A 16,050-nucleotide genomic window follows, 5' to 3' on the forward strand; every position below is an offset into this window, starting at 1 on the left:
TGTTGCGGCCTATCTGTCTGCGGACTCGACTGTGCCCATGTTCATTTCGCGAATGCTCGTGCTCGCTTTGATCTTTTGGTTGCAATACCAGCATGGCTTGCCCGGAACAAGCCTGGTCGGTGGCCTGTGATGCCGGTCAACGCCTACGCGGCGCGATGGCCGCGCAGGCCGGCGGTATCGCCCGGCCTGAAGATGCGGAACGTGTTGCGCCCGGCCGCCTTGGCCCGATAGAGCGCGGTGTCCGCCCTGACCAGCAGTTCCGACGGCGTGCAGGCCTCGAACAGCGCGATACCGACGGACCCGCCGAGCCTGAGCGGCGTGCCGCAGTGATCTATCGGTTCGCCGAGCCTTTCAATGATTGCAAGCGCAAGCGCCGAAATCGCCTGCAGGTCGAGGTTCGGCCCCGACAGCACGGCAAATTCGTCGCCGCCGATGCGCGAAACGAGTTGCGCGCCGCTACAGGCGCTCTCGAGCCGCCGGCCCACCTCTCTGAGGCACTCGTCGCCGACGACATGGCCGAAGGTATCGTTGATCTGCTTGAAGCCGTCGAGGTCGAGCAGAAGCAGCGCGCCGGGGGCGGGGTGCTCGGCACACAGCTCGGTCCATGCCGCCAGCTTCGACTGGAACTGGCTGCGATTGGCAAGCCCGGTCATGACGTCGATCTCGGCGAGATAGCGCGTCTGGTCGGCGAGTATCTTCTCTTCGGTGATGTCCTGCTTCAGGCCGAAGATACGCACGGCAACGCCGTCCTCGCACTCGACGCATGCGGTGATGCGGATCCAGCGGCGATTGCCCTTGGCCGTGACGATCTCGGCGTCCAGGCAAAAGCCGGTGCGCTCCGCGATCGCCTGGCTGCGTCTGACATGGAGCTCCGCCGCCGACTCCGGCGTATAGCACGTGACGATTTCCTGGCGTTCGAGCGCCGACCCGCGCGGAAGATCGAAGATGTCGTAGACGACGTCGGTCCATACCAGCGCCTGGTCGGCGAGGTTGCATTGCCAGACGCCGATGCGGGCGGCTGCCGAGGACCTGTCGAAGATCTTCTGGCTGTGTGCAAGCGAGGCGGCCTGCTCGCGGATCAGCGTCGCCTGCACCGCCAGACGCGCCTCGAGTTCCGCGATCCTGGCCGCGCCGCGGCGCGAAAGGGCGCCCGGCCGTCCGACTTTTCGCATAGGCAGCCTGTGGCGCATGGCGAGGTCGATCACCTTCTCTTTGATGCGCCTTATATTCGCACACAAGCATTTAAGATTCTCTATCCGGCGCCCGGCACCACGCGCCATGCCCGGCAGTATCAGCTAGCGTAAACAACGGCTGCCTATGTTCTTTAAATGTTCTTGCATCAATTTACAATCTATGCTTGTCTTTCAAGAAATCGTCCGCGACCTGATCGTGCATCTGGGGAGGCCGGGCGGAGGGGGCAGCATGGTTTCGCGCGTGCGCACTGTTGCATTCCAGGGCATCGAGGCGGTTCCCGTCGACGTGCAGGTGATGGTCGCACCGGGGAAGGTCGGCATGCAGATCGTCGGCCTGCCCGACAAGGCGGTGGCCGAAAGCCGCGAACGGGTGCAGGCGGCGCTGCATGCCTCGGGCCTGTCGATGCCGGCCAAGAAGGTCACCGTCAATCTCGCACCCGCCGACCTGCCCAAGGAGGGCAGCCATTACGACCTGCCCATCGCGCTCGGCCTGATGGCAGCACTTGGTGCGTTGCCGGGCGACGCGCTCTCCGCCTATGTCGTGCTCGGCGAACTGTCGCTCGACGGCACGATCGCGGCGGTTGCGGGTGCGCTGCCGGCGGCCATCGGCGCCAATGCCGAGGGCAAGGGGCTGATCTGCCCGGCGGCCAGCGGGCCGGAAGCCGCCTGGGCCGGCGCCAGCATCGACATCCTGGCGCCGCGCAGCCTGATTGCGATTGCCAACCATTTTCGCGGCACGCAGGTGCTTTCGCGGCCCGAAGCCGGCATCCGCGCGCCGGCCACCGGCATCGCCGATCTTGCCGACGTCAAGGGCCAGGAAAGCGCCAGGCGCGCGCTCGAGGTGGCAGCGGCCGGCGGCCACAACCTGCTGTTCGTCGGTCCTCCCGGTGCCGGCAAGTCGATGCTGGCGGCGCGCCTGCCCTCCATCCTGCCGCCGCTTTCGCCCAAGGAACTGCTCGAAGTCTCGATGATCGCCTCGGTCGCCGGCGAACTGGCCGAGGGCAAGCTCACGGACCGGCGGCCATTCCGTGCGCCGCACCATTCCGCCTCGATGGCGGCGATGGTCGGCGGCGGCTTGCGGGCGCGGCCCGGCGAGGTGTCGCTCGCCCATCACGGCGTGCTGTTTCTCGACGAATTCCCCGAGTTTTCGCCGCAGGTGCTCGATTCGCTGCGCCAGCCGCTCGAAACCGGCGAATGCATGATCGCCCGGGTCAACCACCGCATCACCTATCCGGCACGGATCCAGTTGGTCGCGGCGATGAACCCGTGCCGCTGCGGCATGGCCGGGGAGCCCGGCTACCGCTGCCTGCGCGGCACGCGCTGCCAGTCCGACTATCAGGCGCGTATCTCCGGCCCGCTGCTCGATCGCATCGACCTGCGCATCGAGGTGCCTTCGGTCTCCGCCACCGACCTGATCCGTGCCGGCAAGTCGGAGGCGAGCGCCGATGTCGCCGCCCGCGTCGCCCGGGCCCGCACGATCCAGCGCGAACGGCTGGAACGCCACGGCGTCACCGGCGCCACCACCAATGCGCAATGTTCCGCCGGCCTGATCGAGGATATCGCCATACCAGATGCCGCCGGGCTCGCGCTGCTGCGCGACGCCAGCGAAAAGCTCGGCTTTTCCGCCCGTGCCTATCACCGGGTGCTCAAGGTGGCGCGGACGCTGGCCGATCTCGACGCCAGCGAGACGGTCGGCCGCATCCATCTCGCCGAGGCGATTTCCTACCGCATCAGCTCAGAACGCATGGCGCAAGCGGCTTAGACGGAGTTGAGCCGTCGCCCGAAGTGACTTGCTTGGTGCGCGGGAGCAGGTGGGCGCCGGCCTGCACCGATCGCCGCCGGCTGGCGCATGGCGCAAGGGCCGTCGCCGGATAGGACAGGCTCGATTGCTGAGAGCACGCTGGGCTGCGTCGGGTTCGGTGACGCTGCGGCTAAGGGGGTATTTGACCGGTTACTTGACCGAGCCGACCATCGTCGCCTGGCCTTCGCGGATCGAAACCCAGCGGCCGGTGTTCTCGCTCGACTGGCGCTTGAGATAACGATAGCCGGTCTCGTCCCACTGACGCACGGTGTCCGTCAGGTTGTCGAGCACGAAGTCGCCCTTGGAGGTGCGCACGGTCAGCACCGCATGGCCCTCGCCGTCAGGCTTGCGCACGACGGTTATCAGCAGGTTCGCCAGCGAGACGCCTTCCTGGCTCAGCATGCGGCGCTTCTCCAGCACATAGTCCTCGCAGTCGCCCTCACCATTGGCCGGATAGATCCAGACCTCGTCGCGGCCGTAGATGTCGATATCGTTCATCGGCTTGATCGCCGCGTTGGTGGCGACGTTGACTGCCACCATCTTGCGCCACAGGGCGCCGGTCATCCGCTCGGGACCGGTGTCGCGCTGCTTGATCGAGCATTCCCTGGGGTTGAGGCGGCAGAAATCGTAGTGACCGATCGGCTGCGAGGTCAGCCCGCCGGTGACCATCGGCTGCGACGCCGCCAAGGCCGCGCCGGCAGACAGGACAACGCCCGCCACCAGCCCCAAAAACACACCGGCACGCCCCGCCGCGCACCGCACGCCTGCTGCGGAAATCATCTGCCCCGCTCGCCCCTTTACATCGTTAATAAAACGTTAAGGTCGAGGGCGGCCTGGAGTCAATCAAAGCTCGCGGCAGATTGCAGACATGGTTACCGCGGGTGCTGCGCCGCGACTATTGTGCAACAGGACGCGCCGCGCCGGCGCACACGCCGGCAAACGGCTTTCGGCATGCGCGCTGTGCGGATTCAAAGGGTTAGGGCGTCCCTTGCCTATCCAGGCGGCGCCACAATGCAGCAAGGCCCGGCGGTTGGCGCCGGGCCTTGCTGTGGATAAGACGGGTTGGCGGCTGGCGGCCTGAAATCAGGCCTTGCGGACTAGCTGCGGCTTGGCCGGCTTGCGCGCGGAGGCGCCGTAGCTGGTCATGAAGTCGACGATGCGCGGCACGATCTCGGCGCGGAAGCGCGAGCCGTTGAAGACACCATAGTGGCCGACAGCCGGCTGCATGTAGTGCGCCTTCATGTCCGCGGGGATGTTGCTGCACAGGTCGTGCGCGGCCTGGGTCTGGCCGAGGCCGGAAATGTCGTCATTCTCGCCTTCGACGGTGAACAGCGCGACATTGCGGATCGCCGAGGTGTCGACCGGCTGGCCGCGGTGGGTCATCTCGCCCTTGGGCAAGGCGTGGCGCACGAACACGGTGTCGACCGTCTGGAGATAGAACTCGGCGGTCAGGTCCATCACCGCGAGATATTCGTCGTAGAAGTCGCGGTGCTTCTCCGCGCTGTCGCCGTCGTTCTTCACCAGGTGCATGAAGAAGTCCTTGTGGGCGATGATGTGGCGGTCGAGGTTCATGGTCATGAAGCCCGACAGCTGCAGGAAGCCCGGATAGACGTCGCGGGCAAAGCCGGGCGCAGGCCATGGCACCTGCATGATGACGTTGTCGCGGAACCACTCGATGCTCTTCTTCTCGGCGAGTTCGTTGACTGCGGTCGGGTTGCGCCGGGTGTCGATCGGTCCGCCCATCAGCGTCATGCTCGAAGGCACGAAGCGATCGCCGCGCGCTTCCATCACCGCCACCGCCGCCAGCACCGGAACCGAAGGCTGGCATACCGCCATCACGTGGGTGTCCGGCCCGAGCGCATGGAACATGTCGATGACGTAATCGATGTAGTCGTCGAGGTCGAACTTGCCCTCGATCACCGGCACCATGCGGGCGTCAGTCCAGTCGGTGATGTAGACGTCGGCATGCGGCAGCATCGCCTCGACCGTGCCGCGCAGCAGCGTGGCGTAGTGGCCCGACATCGGCGCGACGATCAGCAGCTTGGGGTCGGGACGGCGGCCCGCCGGCAGGTCGCGTTCGAAACGGATCAGGTTGCAGAACGGCCGCGACCAGGCGACCTTCTCGGTCACCGCCACCGGCTGCCAGTCGACCACCGTCTTGTCGAGGCCGAACTGCGGCTTGCCATAGCGGCGCGTGGTGCGTTCGAACAGTTCCGCCATCGCCGCCACCGAGCGGCCCAGCGGCATGTGCGAAAACGGATTGAGCGGGTTGGAATAGAACAGTTTGACCGCATCCGCATAGGCGCGCGCCGGCTGCAGCGCGGCGTGGGTCGATTCATAGAGCTGGTAAAACATGATGTCCTCATACGGCCATTCGGGGAGGCGAGCCGGCCGGAGGCCCGTCATGCAATGCAGCGAAAGGTAGCAAACATCTGCTGCGATGCAATATGCGACTTGGTGCGAAACAGGGTCATCCTTTAGTCCAAGCTGTTGAAAAAGCGTTTCCATCGCGGCCGCCGGCTTACAAATGCCATGCCTTGACATTGTGCACCGCCGAAAGATGGCGTGGGAACGGGCAGTTGGGGTACCACGCAGTCAACCGAGCGTTTGTCGATCCGCCGCAGAAGCCGCAGTTTGTCGGCGACGCCGGCTTGCACTAGCGTCGGTGTCGGCACGAAAATCGGGGGTTCAATGCGAATTGCTGCCATTGCTGATGTTCACGGAAACGCGCTGGCGCTCGAGGCGGTCCTGGCCCACATACGGGCCTCCGCACCCGACCTCATCGTCAATCTCGGCGATCTTGTCTCAGGGCCTTTCGATCCGGCCCGCAGTACCGACATGCAGATTGACCTCGAATGCCCCACGATTGCCGGGAACCACGAGCGCCAATTGCTCCAAGGCGGCACGGGCCTGTCGGATGCCTTTGCGAGCCCCCGCCTGACCGGCGCGCATTTCGAATGGATGGCAAGCCTGCCAGGGACACTCGAACTCGCGGATGGACAGGTCTTTGCCTGCCATGGAAGCCCAGCGGGCGGCGATCTGGAATATCTTCTCGAGGACGTCAGTTCCGGCCGCCCGATGCTGGATGCGGAGGAAGCCATCCTTCCCAGGCTTGCAGGGATCGGCAAGGCGCGCCTGGTCCTGTGCGCCCACACCCATATTCCACGCATCGCTTCCGCCGGTAGCATCCTAATCGTCAACCCTGGCAGTGTCGGCATGCCTGGATATCGCGACACGACGCCCGTCCCGCATGTGATGGAGGCCGGGGCTCCCCATGCGCGATATGCAATCGTCGAAAGCCTTGCCGACGGGTGGGCGGCAGAACTGCGAGCCGTACCCTATGATTTCGAGGCCGCCGCGCGCCAGGCCGAGCAGGCCGGCCGGCATGACGTCGCCTATTCCGTCCGCACCGGCCGCATGCCTCCAGCATAGCGGCAGGCGTAGTGGTCAGACACCCTCGACCAGCATGATCTCGCCATCGGCGAATTGCTGACGGATCGATTTCGCGTGCTGGTACTCGGGCGAGAAGTAACAGTTGCGCGCGTCTTCCATCGAGGCGAATTCGATGATGACGTTGCGGGCGCGGCCGGGGCCTTCCACGGCTTCATGAGCGCCGCCGCGGGCGATGAACTTGGCGCCGAAGCGTTCGAAGGCCGGTTTCGCGGCAGCGACATAGCCCTTGTAGCCCTCGGGGTCGCGCACGTCGACGCGTGCGATCCAGTAAGCCTTGGTCATCAATTTCCTCCCCGAAAAATGCTCAGGCCTGCGCCATTTCTTCGAGGATAGCCTGCGCCGCAGCCCGCCTGTCAACTGCGCCGACGATCGGCCGGGCGACGACGAGGTGGCTCGAGCCGTTGCGGATGGCGTCGGCAGGGGTAACGACGCGCTTCTGGTCGCCATGGTCGCTGCCCGCCGGGCGGATGCCGGGGGTGACGACCGCCATGTTTGGGCCGACGATGCGACGCACCGCGGACGCCTCGCTGGCCGAGCAGACGATGCCGCCCATGCCCGCCTTGAGTGCCTGCTCGGCACGGCGCAGCACCAGCGTGTGCGGGTCGTACTCGTAGCCAGCGTCGATCATGTCCTTTTCGTCCATCGAGGTCAGCACGGTGACCGCCAGCAGGCGCAGGTCGCTGCCCCTGGCCGCTTCCACCGCTGCCTTCATCGCCTTGGGGTAAGCATGCAGCGTCAGCATCGCCATGCCCATCTTGACGATGTTCTCGACGCCCTTGGCCACCGTGTTGTCGATGTCGAGCAGCTTCATGTCGAGGAACACCTTCTTGCCGTCGCTGGCAAGCTCTCGGGCGAAGTCGAGACCGCCGGCAAAGGCCAACTGGTAGCCTATCTTGAAGAAGGTGGCGGTGCCGTCGAGGTCGCGGACCACCTGTTCGGCGTCCTTCACACTGGGCACGTCGAGCCCGACGATCAGCCGGTCACGCATTGCTTCGATCTTCATGGCTCGGTCCTCGTTGACAGCAGTATCGCCCGCTGGATCAGTTCGCGGCACAGCCGCTCCATGCCCTTGCGCAGGCGTTCTTCGCGGAAATCGCCGTTCTCGTCGAAGGCCTGGCCGCCATGCGGCACCGAAACCTGCGGCGAGATCACGTCCATCTGGATGTGCGACAGCACGGCACGCAGATGGGTGGCGCTGCGGATGCCGGCGAAATGGCCGTCGGACGAAGAGCAGATGGCCACCAACTTGTCGGGGTAGGGCCGAAGCCGCGTGGTGCCGTCGCGGCTGACACGGCTGACCCAGTCGATGGCGTTCTTGAGCAGCGGCGGCATCGAGCCGTTATATTCAGGCGTGGCGATCAGCACGGCGTCATGCATGTCGATCAGGCGGGCGAGCTTCAAGGCGTTTTCGGGTACGCCTTCCTGCTCCTCGAGATCCTCGTTCATCAGTGGCAGCTCATAGTCGGCCAGCGAGATGCGGGTCACGTCGGCGCCCTGCAGCGCCAGTTCCTTCTGGGCGCAGTCGGCGGTCCGGCCGCTATAGGCGCCTGTCCTGGTCGAACCGGCGAAGACGAGGATCCTGGGGATTATCGGCATCAACCATCCTGTTGCGCGCGTTTCCACGCGCGCTCAGTCTCATGGCTGCGGGTATAGAGCAAATCGGGCAAACGTGAAGCGGTTTTCGACCCGGATTTGCGCCGGAAAGGCAAGGTCAGTGCTTGCCGCGGCGATAGACCCAAAGCTGCGTCGGCGGGATGTTGCGGATGACGAAGTCGAAATGCTCGACCGTGTAGTTGCCCAGCCCCGGCGGGATCGGCGACTTCGGCCCGTAGGTGAGCTGGATCACCGGACGGCCGGCGGGAATGCGCTTGAGCAGGCCTTCGAGATAGGCGACGCGGCTGGCAACGGGAAAGTTGAGCAGCGGCACGCCCGAGATGACCGAATCGAAGACCAGCCCGCTCTTGTCGCCGAGCGTGGCATCGAGCGCGAAGGCGTCGCCCTCGATGACGTTGACGCCGGGAAAGTTGCGGCGCAGGTGCTGGACGAAATCGGCGGAGTATTCGACCGTGTAGAGGTCTTCCGGCTTCACGCCGTGGGCCAGGATCGCCTTGGTGATGACGCCGGTGCCGGGACCGACTTCGAGGACCGGCAGGCCCGATTTGGTGTCGATGACCGAGGCCATGCGCTTTGCGGTGAACGAGCTCGTCGGCACGATCGAGCCGACGGCTTTCGGCTTGTCGATCCAGCCCTTGAAGAACTTCAACTCGTCGTCGAACTTGGCCGCAAGGGTTTTGCGCAATCCGGAACCGCGTGGCATCACTTTGATCTCCTCACCCCTGCTGCCGGAGAAATAACAGCAAAGTGGCTCAAGGCAAGCGGAAAGCTGGCTCAATTTACGTTACGGCAGAAACAATTCTCACTTGTCCCCGAAGGACTCGAAAAAGTCCTTCATGCGCGAGAAGAAGCCGCTCGATTGCGGCGAATTCTCGGTCGAGGACAGCTTTTCGAATTCTTCGAGCAGTTCGCGCTGGCGCCGCGTCAGGCTCTGCGGCGTCTCGACCGCTGTCTGGATGTAGAGATCGCCGATCTGCGGCTGGCGCAAAATCGGCATGCCCTTGCCCTTGAGCCGGAACTGGCGGCCGTTCTGGGTGCCTTCAGGCACCTTCACCCGCGTCTGGGTGCCGTCGAGCGTCGCCACCTCGAACGAGCCGCCCAGGGCGGCCGTGGTCATCGAGATCGGCACCTTGCAATAGAGGTCGGCGCCGTCGCGCTGGAAGAACTCATGCGGCTTGACCGACAGGAAGATGTAGAGGTCGCCCGACGGGCCGCCGCGCAGGCCGGCTTCGCCCTCATTGGCAAGACGGATGCGGGTGCCGTCCTCGATGCCCGAGGGAATGTTGACCGACAGCGAACGCTCTTCGGTGACGCGGCCCTGGCCGGCGCACTTGCCGCACGGGTCCTTGATGGTCTGGCCGCGGCCCTGACACTGCGGGCAGGTGCGTTCGATCGAGAAGAAGCCCTGGCTGGCGCGCACCTTGCCGTGGCCGGCGCACATCGAGCAGGTTACCGGCTGGGTGCCCGGCTTGGCGCCGGAGCCGGCGCATTCGGTGCACAGGATCGACGTCGGCACGCGGATTTGCGCGGTCTTGCCGGCAAAGGCCTCCTCGAGCGTGATCTCCATGTTGTAGCGCAGGTCGGCGCCGCGCTCGCGACCGTTTGAGGAGCGACGCCGGCCGCCGCCCATCATGTCGCCGAAGATGTCCTCGAAGATGTCGGCAAAGCCGCCCGAACCGAAACCGCCGCCGCCGCCATTGCCCATGCCGCCATTCTCGAAGGCGGCGTGGCCGAAGCGGTCATAGGCGGCGCGCTTCTGCGGGTCCTTCAGCGTCTCGTAGGCTTCGTTGATTTCCTTGAACTTGTGCTCGCAGGCATCGTCGCCAGGATTGCGGTCGGGATGGAACTGCATGGCGAGCTTGCGGAAGGCCGACTTCAGCTCCTTCTCGTCAGCGCCCTTCTGGACGCCCAGCGTTTCGTAGAAATCAGCTTTCATATCTTCCCGCTGCCGGTTGCCCAATGTCTTGTGGCATTGTTTGCCGGTGTTCTGGCGACAGGCTTCGATTTAGTGAGCCTGAGGCCGCGATGCCAGAGTTTGCGCGGCTTTCGCCGCACTTTTTCGCTTCAGGTTGCAAAAAAGCCCGGCCAAACCGCCGGGCTTTCTTGTCAGAGCCTCGAAATGGGCACTTAAGCCGACTTCTTCTTATCGTCGTTGTCGTCGATTTCCTCGAAATCGGCGTCGACGACGTCGCTGTCCTTGGCCGCGTCAGCCGCGGCATCGGATTCAGCCGCTTCCTTCTGCGACGCCTCGTACATCGCCTGGCCGAGCTTCATCGAAGCTTCGGCAAGCGTCTGCGACTTGGCATTGATCGCCTCGACGTCGTCGCTTTCGGTGGCGGTCCTGAGGGCCGTGATCGCATCGGAAATCGCGGTGCGGTCGGCCTCGGTGACCTTGTCGCCATAGTCCTTGAGCGACTTTTCGCTGCTGTTCAGCAGGCTTTCGGCCTGGTTGCGTGCCTCGACCAGCGCACGGCGCTTCTTGTCGGCGTCGGCATTCACCTCGGCGTCCTTGACCATCTTGTCGATGTCGGCGTCCGACAGGCCGCCAGATGCCTGGATGCGGATCTGGTGTTCCTTGCCGGTGCCCTTGTCCTTGGCCGAGACGTTGACGATGCCGTTGGCGTCGATGTCGAAGGTCACTTCGATCTGCGGCACGCCGCGCGGTGCGGGCGGAATGCCAACGAGGTCGAACTGGCCGAGCATCTTGTTGTCCTGCGCCATTTCACGCTCGCCCTGGAAGACGCGGATGGTCACCGCCGACTGAGAATCCTCAGCCGTCGAGAAGACCTGGCTCTTCTTGGTCGGGATCGTGGTGTTGCGCTCGATCAGGCGGGTGAACACGCCACCCAGCGTCTCGATGCCGAGCGACAGCGGGGTCACGTCGAGCAGCAGCACGTCCTTGACGTCGCCCTGCAGCACGCCGGCCTGGATGGCGGCACCAAGAGCAACCACCTCATCGGGGTTGACGCCCTTGTGCGGCTCCTTGCCGAAGAACTGCTTCACGATCTCCTGGATCTTGGGCATGCGGGTCATGCCGCCGACCAGGACCACTTCGTCGATCTCGCCAGCCTTGAGGCCGGCATCCTTGAGCGCAGCCTTGCACGGCTCGATCGTGCGCTGGACGAGGTCGTCGACCAGCTGCTCGAACTTGGCGCGCGACAGCTTCAGCGTCAGATGCTTGGGACCGGTCGCGTCAGCGGTGATGAAGGGCAGGTTGATTTCGGTCTGGGTCGTCGACGAAAGCTCGATCTTGGCCTTTTCGGCAGCTTCCTTGAGGCGCTGCAGGGCCAGCTTGTCGTTCTTCAGGTCGATGCCCTGTTCCTTCTTGAACTCGGCCGCCAGGTACTCGACCAGGCGCATGTCGAAGTCTTCGCCGCCGAGGAAGGTGTCGCCGTTGGTCGACTTGACCTCGAACACGCCGTCGCCGATTTCGAGAACCGAGATATCGAAGGTGCCGCCGCCAAGGTCATAGACCGCAATGGTCTTGCCTTCGGTCTTGTCGAGGCCATAGGCCAGTGCGGCCGCGGTCGGCTCGTTGATGATGCGTAGCACTTCGAGGCCGGCGATCTTGCCGGCGTCTTTGGTGGCCTGGCGCTGGGCGTCGTTGAAATAGGCCGGAACGGTGATGACGGCCTTTTCGACCTTCTCGCCGAGATAGGCTTCCGCCGTTTCCTTCATCTTCTGCAGGATCATTGCCGAGATCTGGCTGGGCGACTGCTTCTTGCCGCCGGCCTCGACCCAGGCGTCGCCATTGTCGCCATTGACGATCTCGTAGGGGACAAGCTTCTTGTCCTTCGCAGTGACCGGATCGTCATAGCGGCGGCCGATCAGGCGCTTGACCGCAAAGACGGTGTTTTCAGGATTGGTGACCGCCTGGCGCTTCGCCGGCTGGCCGACGAGACGCTCGCCGTCACCGCTGAAGGCGACGATGGAAGGGGTCGTGCGCGCGCCTTCCGCGTTCTCGATGACTTTCGCGTCCTTGCCGTCCATGACGGCGACGCAGGAATTGGTCGTTCCCAGGTCGATGCCGATAACTTTTGCCATTTTAAAGTCTTCTCTCCGCTAAGCAGGCTCTCTGGACCCATAAAGGCGTTCCGACGAAAGCCCCTGTTCACTCAGAATGCCGCTCCGGATACCGGTTTTCCGGGCCGAAGCGGTGTTGCGGCGTATATAAGAACAGGCTTCTGGCAGCGCAAGCGTTCTGCAAATTTCATGCGCCGGGACTCGGCAAAAGCCTGTGGCAAGCTCATATTTGGGGCATGAGCGAACCGCATTCCATCAACCTATTCGAGCATCGGCGCAACCGCACGCTGAATATGCTGCAAACCTGGCTGCTCGGGGCCGGCAGCCTGCTGCTGCTCGGCATCACGGCATGGGCCTTCGCCGGCAGCACCGGCCTGCTTTATGCGCTGATCTTCGGTGCCGTCTCGATGTGGGCGGTGCGGCGCATCAGCCCGCAAATGGTGCTGTCGATGTACAAGGCGCGTCAGGTCGGCGCCGCCGACTTTCCCGCCGGCTTCCGCATCGTCGAGGAGCTCGCCCGACGGGCCGAGCTACCGGCAGTCCCCAAGCTCTACGTCATCCCGTCCAAGATGATGAACGCGTTTGCCGTCGGCCGCCGCGACGATGCGGCCATCGCCGTCACCGACGCGCTCGCCCGCAACCTCACCCCGCGCGAGCTGGCCGGCGTCCTGGCCCACGAAATCAGCCACATCGCCCATGAAGACGTGAAGGTCATGGCCTTCGCCGACATGGTGTCGCGCTTCACCTCGTTCATGTCGACGGTCGGCCTGTTTTCGCTGTTCTTCAACCTGTTCGGCTTTGCCGGCGGATTCCGCGCCCAGGTGCCGTGGCTGGCGGTGCTGGTGCTGCTGGCAGCCCCCACCGTCGGCGGCCTGCTGCAGATGGCGCTGTCGCGCACCCGCGAATTCGATGCCGACCTTGGCGCCGCGGTTTTGACCGGCGATCCCGATGGGCTGGCCTCGGCGCTGACCAAGCTCGAACGCGCGCAAGGCAAGCTGTGGGAAAACATCATCCTGCCCAGCGGCCGCATTCCCGACCCTTCGGTTCTGCGCAGCCACCCACTGACCGCCGACCGCGTCGCCCGGCTGCGGGCGCTGAAGGGAGCGGAGGTCGCCGATGAACTTGCCGTCGCCGGCGCACCGGACCTGCCGCGCGCGCCACGGCCCTCGATGATCCCGAAGATCCGTGCGCATCCCGGCACTTACCTGCCGGGCGGCGCCCGCGGCTTCATCAACGCGGCCAACAGCGACTTCGCCGACGACACCCGGCCGGCCAGCGACATATCGATCAACCCGCCCGATGGCGGGCGCCCGCGCATCCGGGTGACGCGAGGCGGGGTGTGGTGGTGATTTTGGTGCCGGGGGCGGGGAGAGAGTTCCACCGTTTTTGCGTTTTTTGAACATTAATCGCCACGCGGGAAGTCTTGCAACATCTCCTCAGTCGCGATTGGCTGTCACCATCTGTCAGCAGCCCGCGTGGATAGACCGTCCCCGTTTTTCCACCCCCTCTCCACCTCCCGTATCATTCACCTTGCGATCTTCCACGGGACCCCGGTGCGCACCGGGCAGCGGGAGGAAGCGCCGGTGCCGGGCTGGCAGGAGGTCGGTTCTCCTGCTGGGTGATGAGCCCCCAAGCCCGGGCCTTGCGGCGGCTGGCGGTGAAAGCCGAGGCGACTGAGCGGGGCAAGCAACCGGGCGGGGCGCGAACGTCGCGCCACATACTAATTATCGGAAGGCACGGCCTCGCGCCCCGCTTCCCGAACTACCTCCCGGCAAGGGAGCGCTCTTTGACAATGGTCAGGCGCGAAAGCGAGCGTGGCAAGGCGAGCACTTGCCTTCTCCCCTTGTGGGGTGAGGAGTGGTGGCCGAAGGCCAGGAAAAGCCAACGATTTGGCTTTTCCAACGACGAACGCCCGGAGCCATAGCGGAGGGCCGGGTGGCAGCCGAGCGAAGCGAGGTCGGATGAGGGGTGTTGGAAGGAGTGAGAGGGTGGAGAAATGGATGTCGTCGGGAGGTTCGGAAGTGTGGCACTCCGTCCAGCACCCCTCATCCGCCCCTTCGGGCACCTTCTCCCACAAGGGAGAAGGGAAGAGCGCCCTACCTCCGGCCCTTCGCCTTGGGCACTCCGCCACTGGCGGCGACCCAGACGACATGGCGGGCCCCGCCGCCCCTGGTGCTGGCCCGGACCTTGACCTCGTCGACGACGAAACCGCTCTCGTGCAAGCGCCGCGAAAACGACTTGTCCGGCCCTTGCGACCAGACCGTCAGCACGCCGCCCGGCTTCAGCGCGGTCTTCGCCGCATGCAGGCCGGCATAGTTGTAGAGGCTGTCATTGGCGTCGCGCGACAGGCCTTCGGGGCCGTTGTCGACATCGAGCAGGATGGCATCATACGCACCGGCGCCATCGCGGATCAGGCGACCGACATCGCCCTCCAGGATCTCGACGCGCGGGTCGTCGAGGCAGCCGCCGAATACCTCGGCCATCGGCCCGCGCGCCCAGGCGATCACCTCGGGCACCAGTTCGGCGACGACGATGCGGGCGTCCCTGCCGAGCAAGGCGAGCGCGGCGCGCAGGGTGAAGCCCATGCCGAGCCCGCCGATCAGGATCGTCGGCTTCGAACGGCCGCCGATGCGGTCGCAGGCCAGTTTCGCCAGCGCTTCCTCGGAGCCGCTCAGGCGGCTGTTCATCAGCTCGTTGGTACCGAGCATGATCGAGAACTCGGTGCCGCGCTGCTTGAGGCGCAGTTCGCCACCACCGGGAATCTTCGCGGTATCGAGTACGGTCCAGGGAATCATCGCACCAAGCTCGTCGAACAGGTCATGCCGTGCTCCCTAGCACACGGCCCGCCCTTGGTCACATCTCGACAAGCATACCGGATCCGGTGACTACACAGCCTCCCAGCCGTCATGCTCGCCGGCGCGGAAGATGGCGTCGATGACCTTCTGGTTGAGCACCGACTCCTCCAGCGAAAAGACATGGTCGGAACCGCCTTGTGCTGCGCGCACGAAGGCCTCGACCTCGAGCCGGTACTGCTTGGCGCCGGAGAAATGGAACACCGTCGTTTCATTGTGGCCGGCATTGTGCAGCTCGACGCGCTCCTGCTCGTAAAGCCCGGCATTGAAGGGGGAGCGCACCTCGATGAAGCCCTTGTCGCCGTGGAAGACCATCAGCTGGCGGTTGGCAAGCTGGGTCGAGAGGTAGAAGGACAGCTCGAACCCGCCGAAGTCGGCGCGTACGCTGGAATAGATGTCGGTGCCGAATTTCGGGTCGCGCTCGATGCTGGCCTGGACGCGCAGCGGCTCCTTGCCGGTCGAAAACCGCGTCGACACGGTCGGATAGACCCCGATGTCGGGCAAGGCGCCGCCGCCAAGGTCGAGCTGGTTGCGCATGTTGTTGGGGTCGACGTTGAAATAGGAAAACGCGCCCTGGACATGCCTGAGCTTGCCGATGGCGCCCGACGCGATCAGGTCGCGCACCTTGAGCCATTGCGGATGGTAGGTGACCATGAAGGCTTCGGAGACGATGACCTTGTTGCGCTTGCGGATCTCGATCAGCGGCGCGATGTCGGCCGCGTTCAGCGCCAGCGGCTTTTCGACCAGCACATGCTTGCCGGCCTCGGCGGCCTTCGCCGCCCATTCGAGATGCTGAGAGGTCGGCAGCGGAATGTAGACGCCGTCGACTGCGTCCGAAGCGAGCAGCTCGTCATAGGAGCCGAAGGCATAGGGTGCGCCGAAACGGTCGGCCAGCGCGCGGGCCTTGGCGACATCACGGCTGGCGATCGCAGCGACCACGCCGTTGGTGGAATCGGCGATCGCCGGCAGCAGCTGCTCGCGGCCGATCTTGGCTGTCGAAAGTACGCCCCAGCGAAACATCTGACCTCTCCCGAAATGGACTGCGCGCCAGCCCGGCCGCGTGGCCGAGCTTGGCGGAAGCAGCAGCGAAATGCCAGAGGTTTCAGGCGACGGC

General features: G+C 64.8%; 14 protein-coding genes. 3 read left to right on the forward strand and 11 right to left on the reverse strand.

Features of this window, described 5'->3' with window-relative positions; genetic code table 11:
* Nucleotides 1-143: 143 nt before the first annotated feature.
* Nucleotides 144-1,205: a diguanylate cyclase domain-containing protein gene (locus tag GGQ99_RS15805; RefSeq protein ID WP_343061744.1), complete on the reverse strand. Its 1,062-nt coding sequence runs from the start codon at nucleotides 1,203-1,205 to the stop codon at nucleotides 144-146.
* A 217-nt stretch (nucleotides 1,206-1,422) separates the two neighbouring features.
* On the opposite strand from GGQ99_RS15805, the gene GGQ99_RS15810 reads away from it, so the two are divergent.
* The gene (locus GGQ99_RS15810) at nucleotides 1,423-2,955 is read left to right on the forward strand and encodes a YifB family Mg chelatase-like AAA ATPase (protein WP_183263282.1); all 1,533 of its coding nucleotides are present in this window, start codon (nucleotides 1,423-1,425) and stop codon (nucleotides 2,953-2,955) included.
* Nucleotides 2,956-3,144: 189 nt separating this feature from the next.
* On the opposite strand, the gene GGQ99_RS15815 is transcribed toward GGQ99_RS15810, so the two are convergent.
* Together GGQ99_RS15815 and GGQ99_RS15820 are read right to left on the reverse strand one after the other, a co-directional pair.
* Nucleotides 3,145-3,774 (reverse strand): transglutaminase-like cysteine peptidase, encoded by a 630-nt coding sequence (locus GGQ99_RS15815; RefSeq protein ID WP_183263283.1) that lies wholly within the window; start codon nucleotides 3,772-3,774, stop codon nucleotides 3,145-3,147.
* 303 nt (nucleotides 3,775-4,077) lie between these two features.
* On the reverse strand, nucleotides 4,078-5,349 hold the full coding sequence (locus GGQ99_RS15820; RefSeq protein WP_183263284.1) for a polyhydroxyalkanoate depolymerase: 1,272 nt from the start codon (nucleotides 5,347-5,349) through the stop codon (nucleotides 4,078-4,080).
* Between the two features lie 252 nt (nucleotides 5,350-5,601).
* Here GGQ99_RS15820 and GGQ99_RS15825 point away from each other — a divergent pair, with 252 nt between their 5' ends.
* Entirely contained in the window at nucleotides 5,602-6,426 is an 825-nt protein-coding gene (locus GGQ99_RS15825) for a metallophosphoesterase family protein (RefSeq protein WP_246389609.1), read from the forward strand.
* A gap of 15 nt (nucleotides 6,427-6,441) precedes the next feature.
* On the opposite strand, the gene GGQ99_RS15830 is transcribed toward GGQ99_RS15825, so the two are convergent.
* From GGQ99_RS15830 to dnaK, 6 genes are all read right to left on the reverse strand, one after another.
* Nucleotides 6,442-6,729 carry a DUF1330 domain-containing protein gene (locus GGQ99_RS15830; RefSeq protein ID WP_183263285.1) on the reverse strand — a complete coding sequence of 96 codons (288 nt, stop codon included), beginning with the start codon at nucleotides 6,727-6,729 and terminating at the stop codon, nucleotides 6,442-6,444.
* Between the two features lie 22 nt (nucleotides 6,730-6,751).
* The gene (pyrF, locus tag GGQ99_RS15835) at nucleotides 6,752-7,450 is read right to left on the reverse strand and encodes an orotidine-5'-phosphate decarboxylase (RefSeq protein ID WP_108606102.1); all 699 of its coding nucleotides are present in this window, start codon (nucleotides 7,448-7,450) and stop codon (nucleotides 6,752-6,754) included.
* Nucleotides 7,447-8,043 carry an NADPH-dependent FMN reductase gene (locus GGQ99_RS15840; protein WP_183263286.1) on the reverse strand — a complete coding sequence of 199 codons (597 nt, stop codon included), beginning with the start codon at nucleotides 8,041-8,043 and terminating at the stop codon, nucleotides 7,447-7,449. Before GGQ99_RS15840 ends, pyrF begins: the two co-directional genes overlap by 4 nt.
* Nucleotides 8,044-8,158: 115 nt before the next feature.
* A complete protein-coding gene (gene pmtA, locus GGQ99_RS15845) occupies nucleotides 8,159-8,764 on the reverse strand; it encodes a phospholipid N-methyltransferase PmtA (RefSeq protein ID WP_108606104.1) in 606 nt (201 codons plus the stop codon).
* Between the two features lie 99 nt (nucleotides 8,765-8,863).
* A complete protein-coding gene (gene dnaJ, locus GGQ99_RS15850; protein WP_108606105.1) occupies nucleotides 8,864-9,997 on the reverse strand; it encodes a molecular chaperone DnaJ in 1,134 nt (377 codons plus the stop codon).
* 191 nt (nucleotides 9,998-10,188) lie between these two features.
* Nucleotides 10,189-12,105 (reverse strand): molecular chaperone DnaK, encoded by a 1,917-nt coding sequence (gene dnaK, locus GGQ99_RS15855; RefSeq protein WP_108606106.1) that lies wholly within the window; start codon nucleotides 12,103-12,105, stop codon nucleotides 10,189-10,191.
* A gap of 215 nt (nucleotides 12,106-12,320) precedes the next feature.
* On the opposite strand from dnaK, the gene GGQ99_RS15860 reads away from it, so the two are divergent.
* A complete protein-coding gene (locus GGQ99_RS15860; protein WP_183263287.1) occupies nucleotides 12,321-13,433 on the forward strand; it encodes a zinc metalloprotease HtpX in 1,113 nt (370 codons plus the stop codon).
* Between the two features lie 747 nt (nucleotides 13,434-14,180).
* Here the strand turns inward: GGQ99_RS15860 and GGQ99_RS15865 are convergent.
* Nucleotides 14,181-14,879 (reverse strand): spermidine synthase, encoded by a 699-nt coding sequence (locus GGQ99_RS15865; RefSeq protein ID WP_108606108.1) that lies wholly within the window; start codon nucleotides 14,877-14,879, stop codon nucleotides 14,181-14,183.
* A gap of 90 nt (nucleotides 14,880-14,969) precedes the next feature.
* On the reverse strand, nucleotides 14,970-15,956 hold the full coding sequence (locus GGQ99_RS15870; RefSeq protein ID WP_183263288.1) for a Gfo/Idh/MocA family protein: 987 nt from the start codon (nucleotides 15,954-15,956) through the stop codon (nucleotides 14,970-14,972).
* Nucleotides 15,957-16,050: the final 94 nt, after the last annotated feature.

The sequence above is a fragment of the Aminobacter niigataensis genome, from assembly GCF_014200015.1.
GTDB classification, from domain to species: Bacteria; Pseudomonadota; Alphaproteobacteria; order Rhizobiales; family Rhizobiaceae; genus Aminobacter; species Aminobacter niigataensis.

Bases quoted from the DNA above. Each gene is read 5' to 3' on its own strand.
- GGQ99_RS15810 (WP_183263282.1), top strand. From the start codon at position 1,423: ATGGTTTCGCGCGTGCGCACTGTTGCATTCCAGGGCATCGAGGCGGTT.
- pyrF (WP_108606102.1), bottom strand. From the start codon at position 7,450: ATGAAGATCGAAGCAATGCGTGACCGGCTGATCGTCGGGCTCGACGTG.
- GGQ99_RS15830 (WP_183263285.1), bottom strand. From the start codon at position 6,729: ATGACCAAGGCTTACTGGATCGCACGCGTCGACGTGCGCGACCCCGAG.
- GGQ99_RS15840 (WP_183263286.1), bottom strand. From the start codon at position 8,043: ATGCCGATAATCCCCAGGATCCTCGTCTTCGCCGGTTCGACCAGGACA.
- GGQ99_RS15870 (WP_183263288.1), bottom strand. From the start codon at position 15,956: ATGTTTCGCTGGGGCGTACTTTCGACAGCCAAGATCGGCCGCGAGCAG.
- GGQ99_RS15865 (WP_108606108.1), bottom strand. From the start codon at position 14,879: ATGATTCCCTGGACCGTACTCGATACCGCGAAGATTCCCGGTGGTGGC.
- GGQ99_RS15860 (WP_183263287.1), top strand. From the start codon at position 12,321: ATGAGCGAACCGCATTCCATCAACCTATTCGAGCATCGGCGCAACCGC.
- GGQ99_RS15815 (WP_183263283.1), bottom strand. From the start codon at position 3,774: ATGATTTCCGCAGCAGGCGTGCGGTGCGCGGCGGGGCGTGCCGGTGTG.
- dnaK (WP_108606106.1), bottom strand. From the start codon at position 12,105: ATGGCAAAAGTTATCGGCATCGACCTGGGAACGACCAATTCCTGCGTC.
- GGQ99_RS15820 (WP_183263284.1), bottom strand. From the start codon at position 5,349: ATGTTTTACCAGCTCTATGAATCGACCCACGCCGCGCTGCAGCCGGCG.
- dnaJ (WP_108606105.1), bottom strand. From the start codon at position 9,997: ATGAAAGCTGATTTCTACGAAACGCTGGGCGTCCAGAAGGGCGCTGAC.
- pmtA (WP_108606104.1), bottom strand. From the start codon at position 8,764: ATGCCACGCGGTTCCGGATTGCGCAAAACCCTTGCGGCCAAGTTCGAC.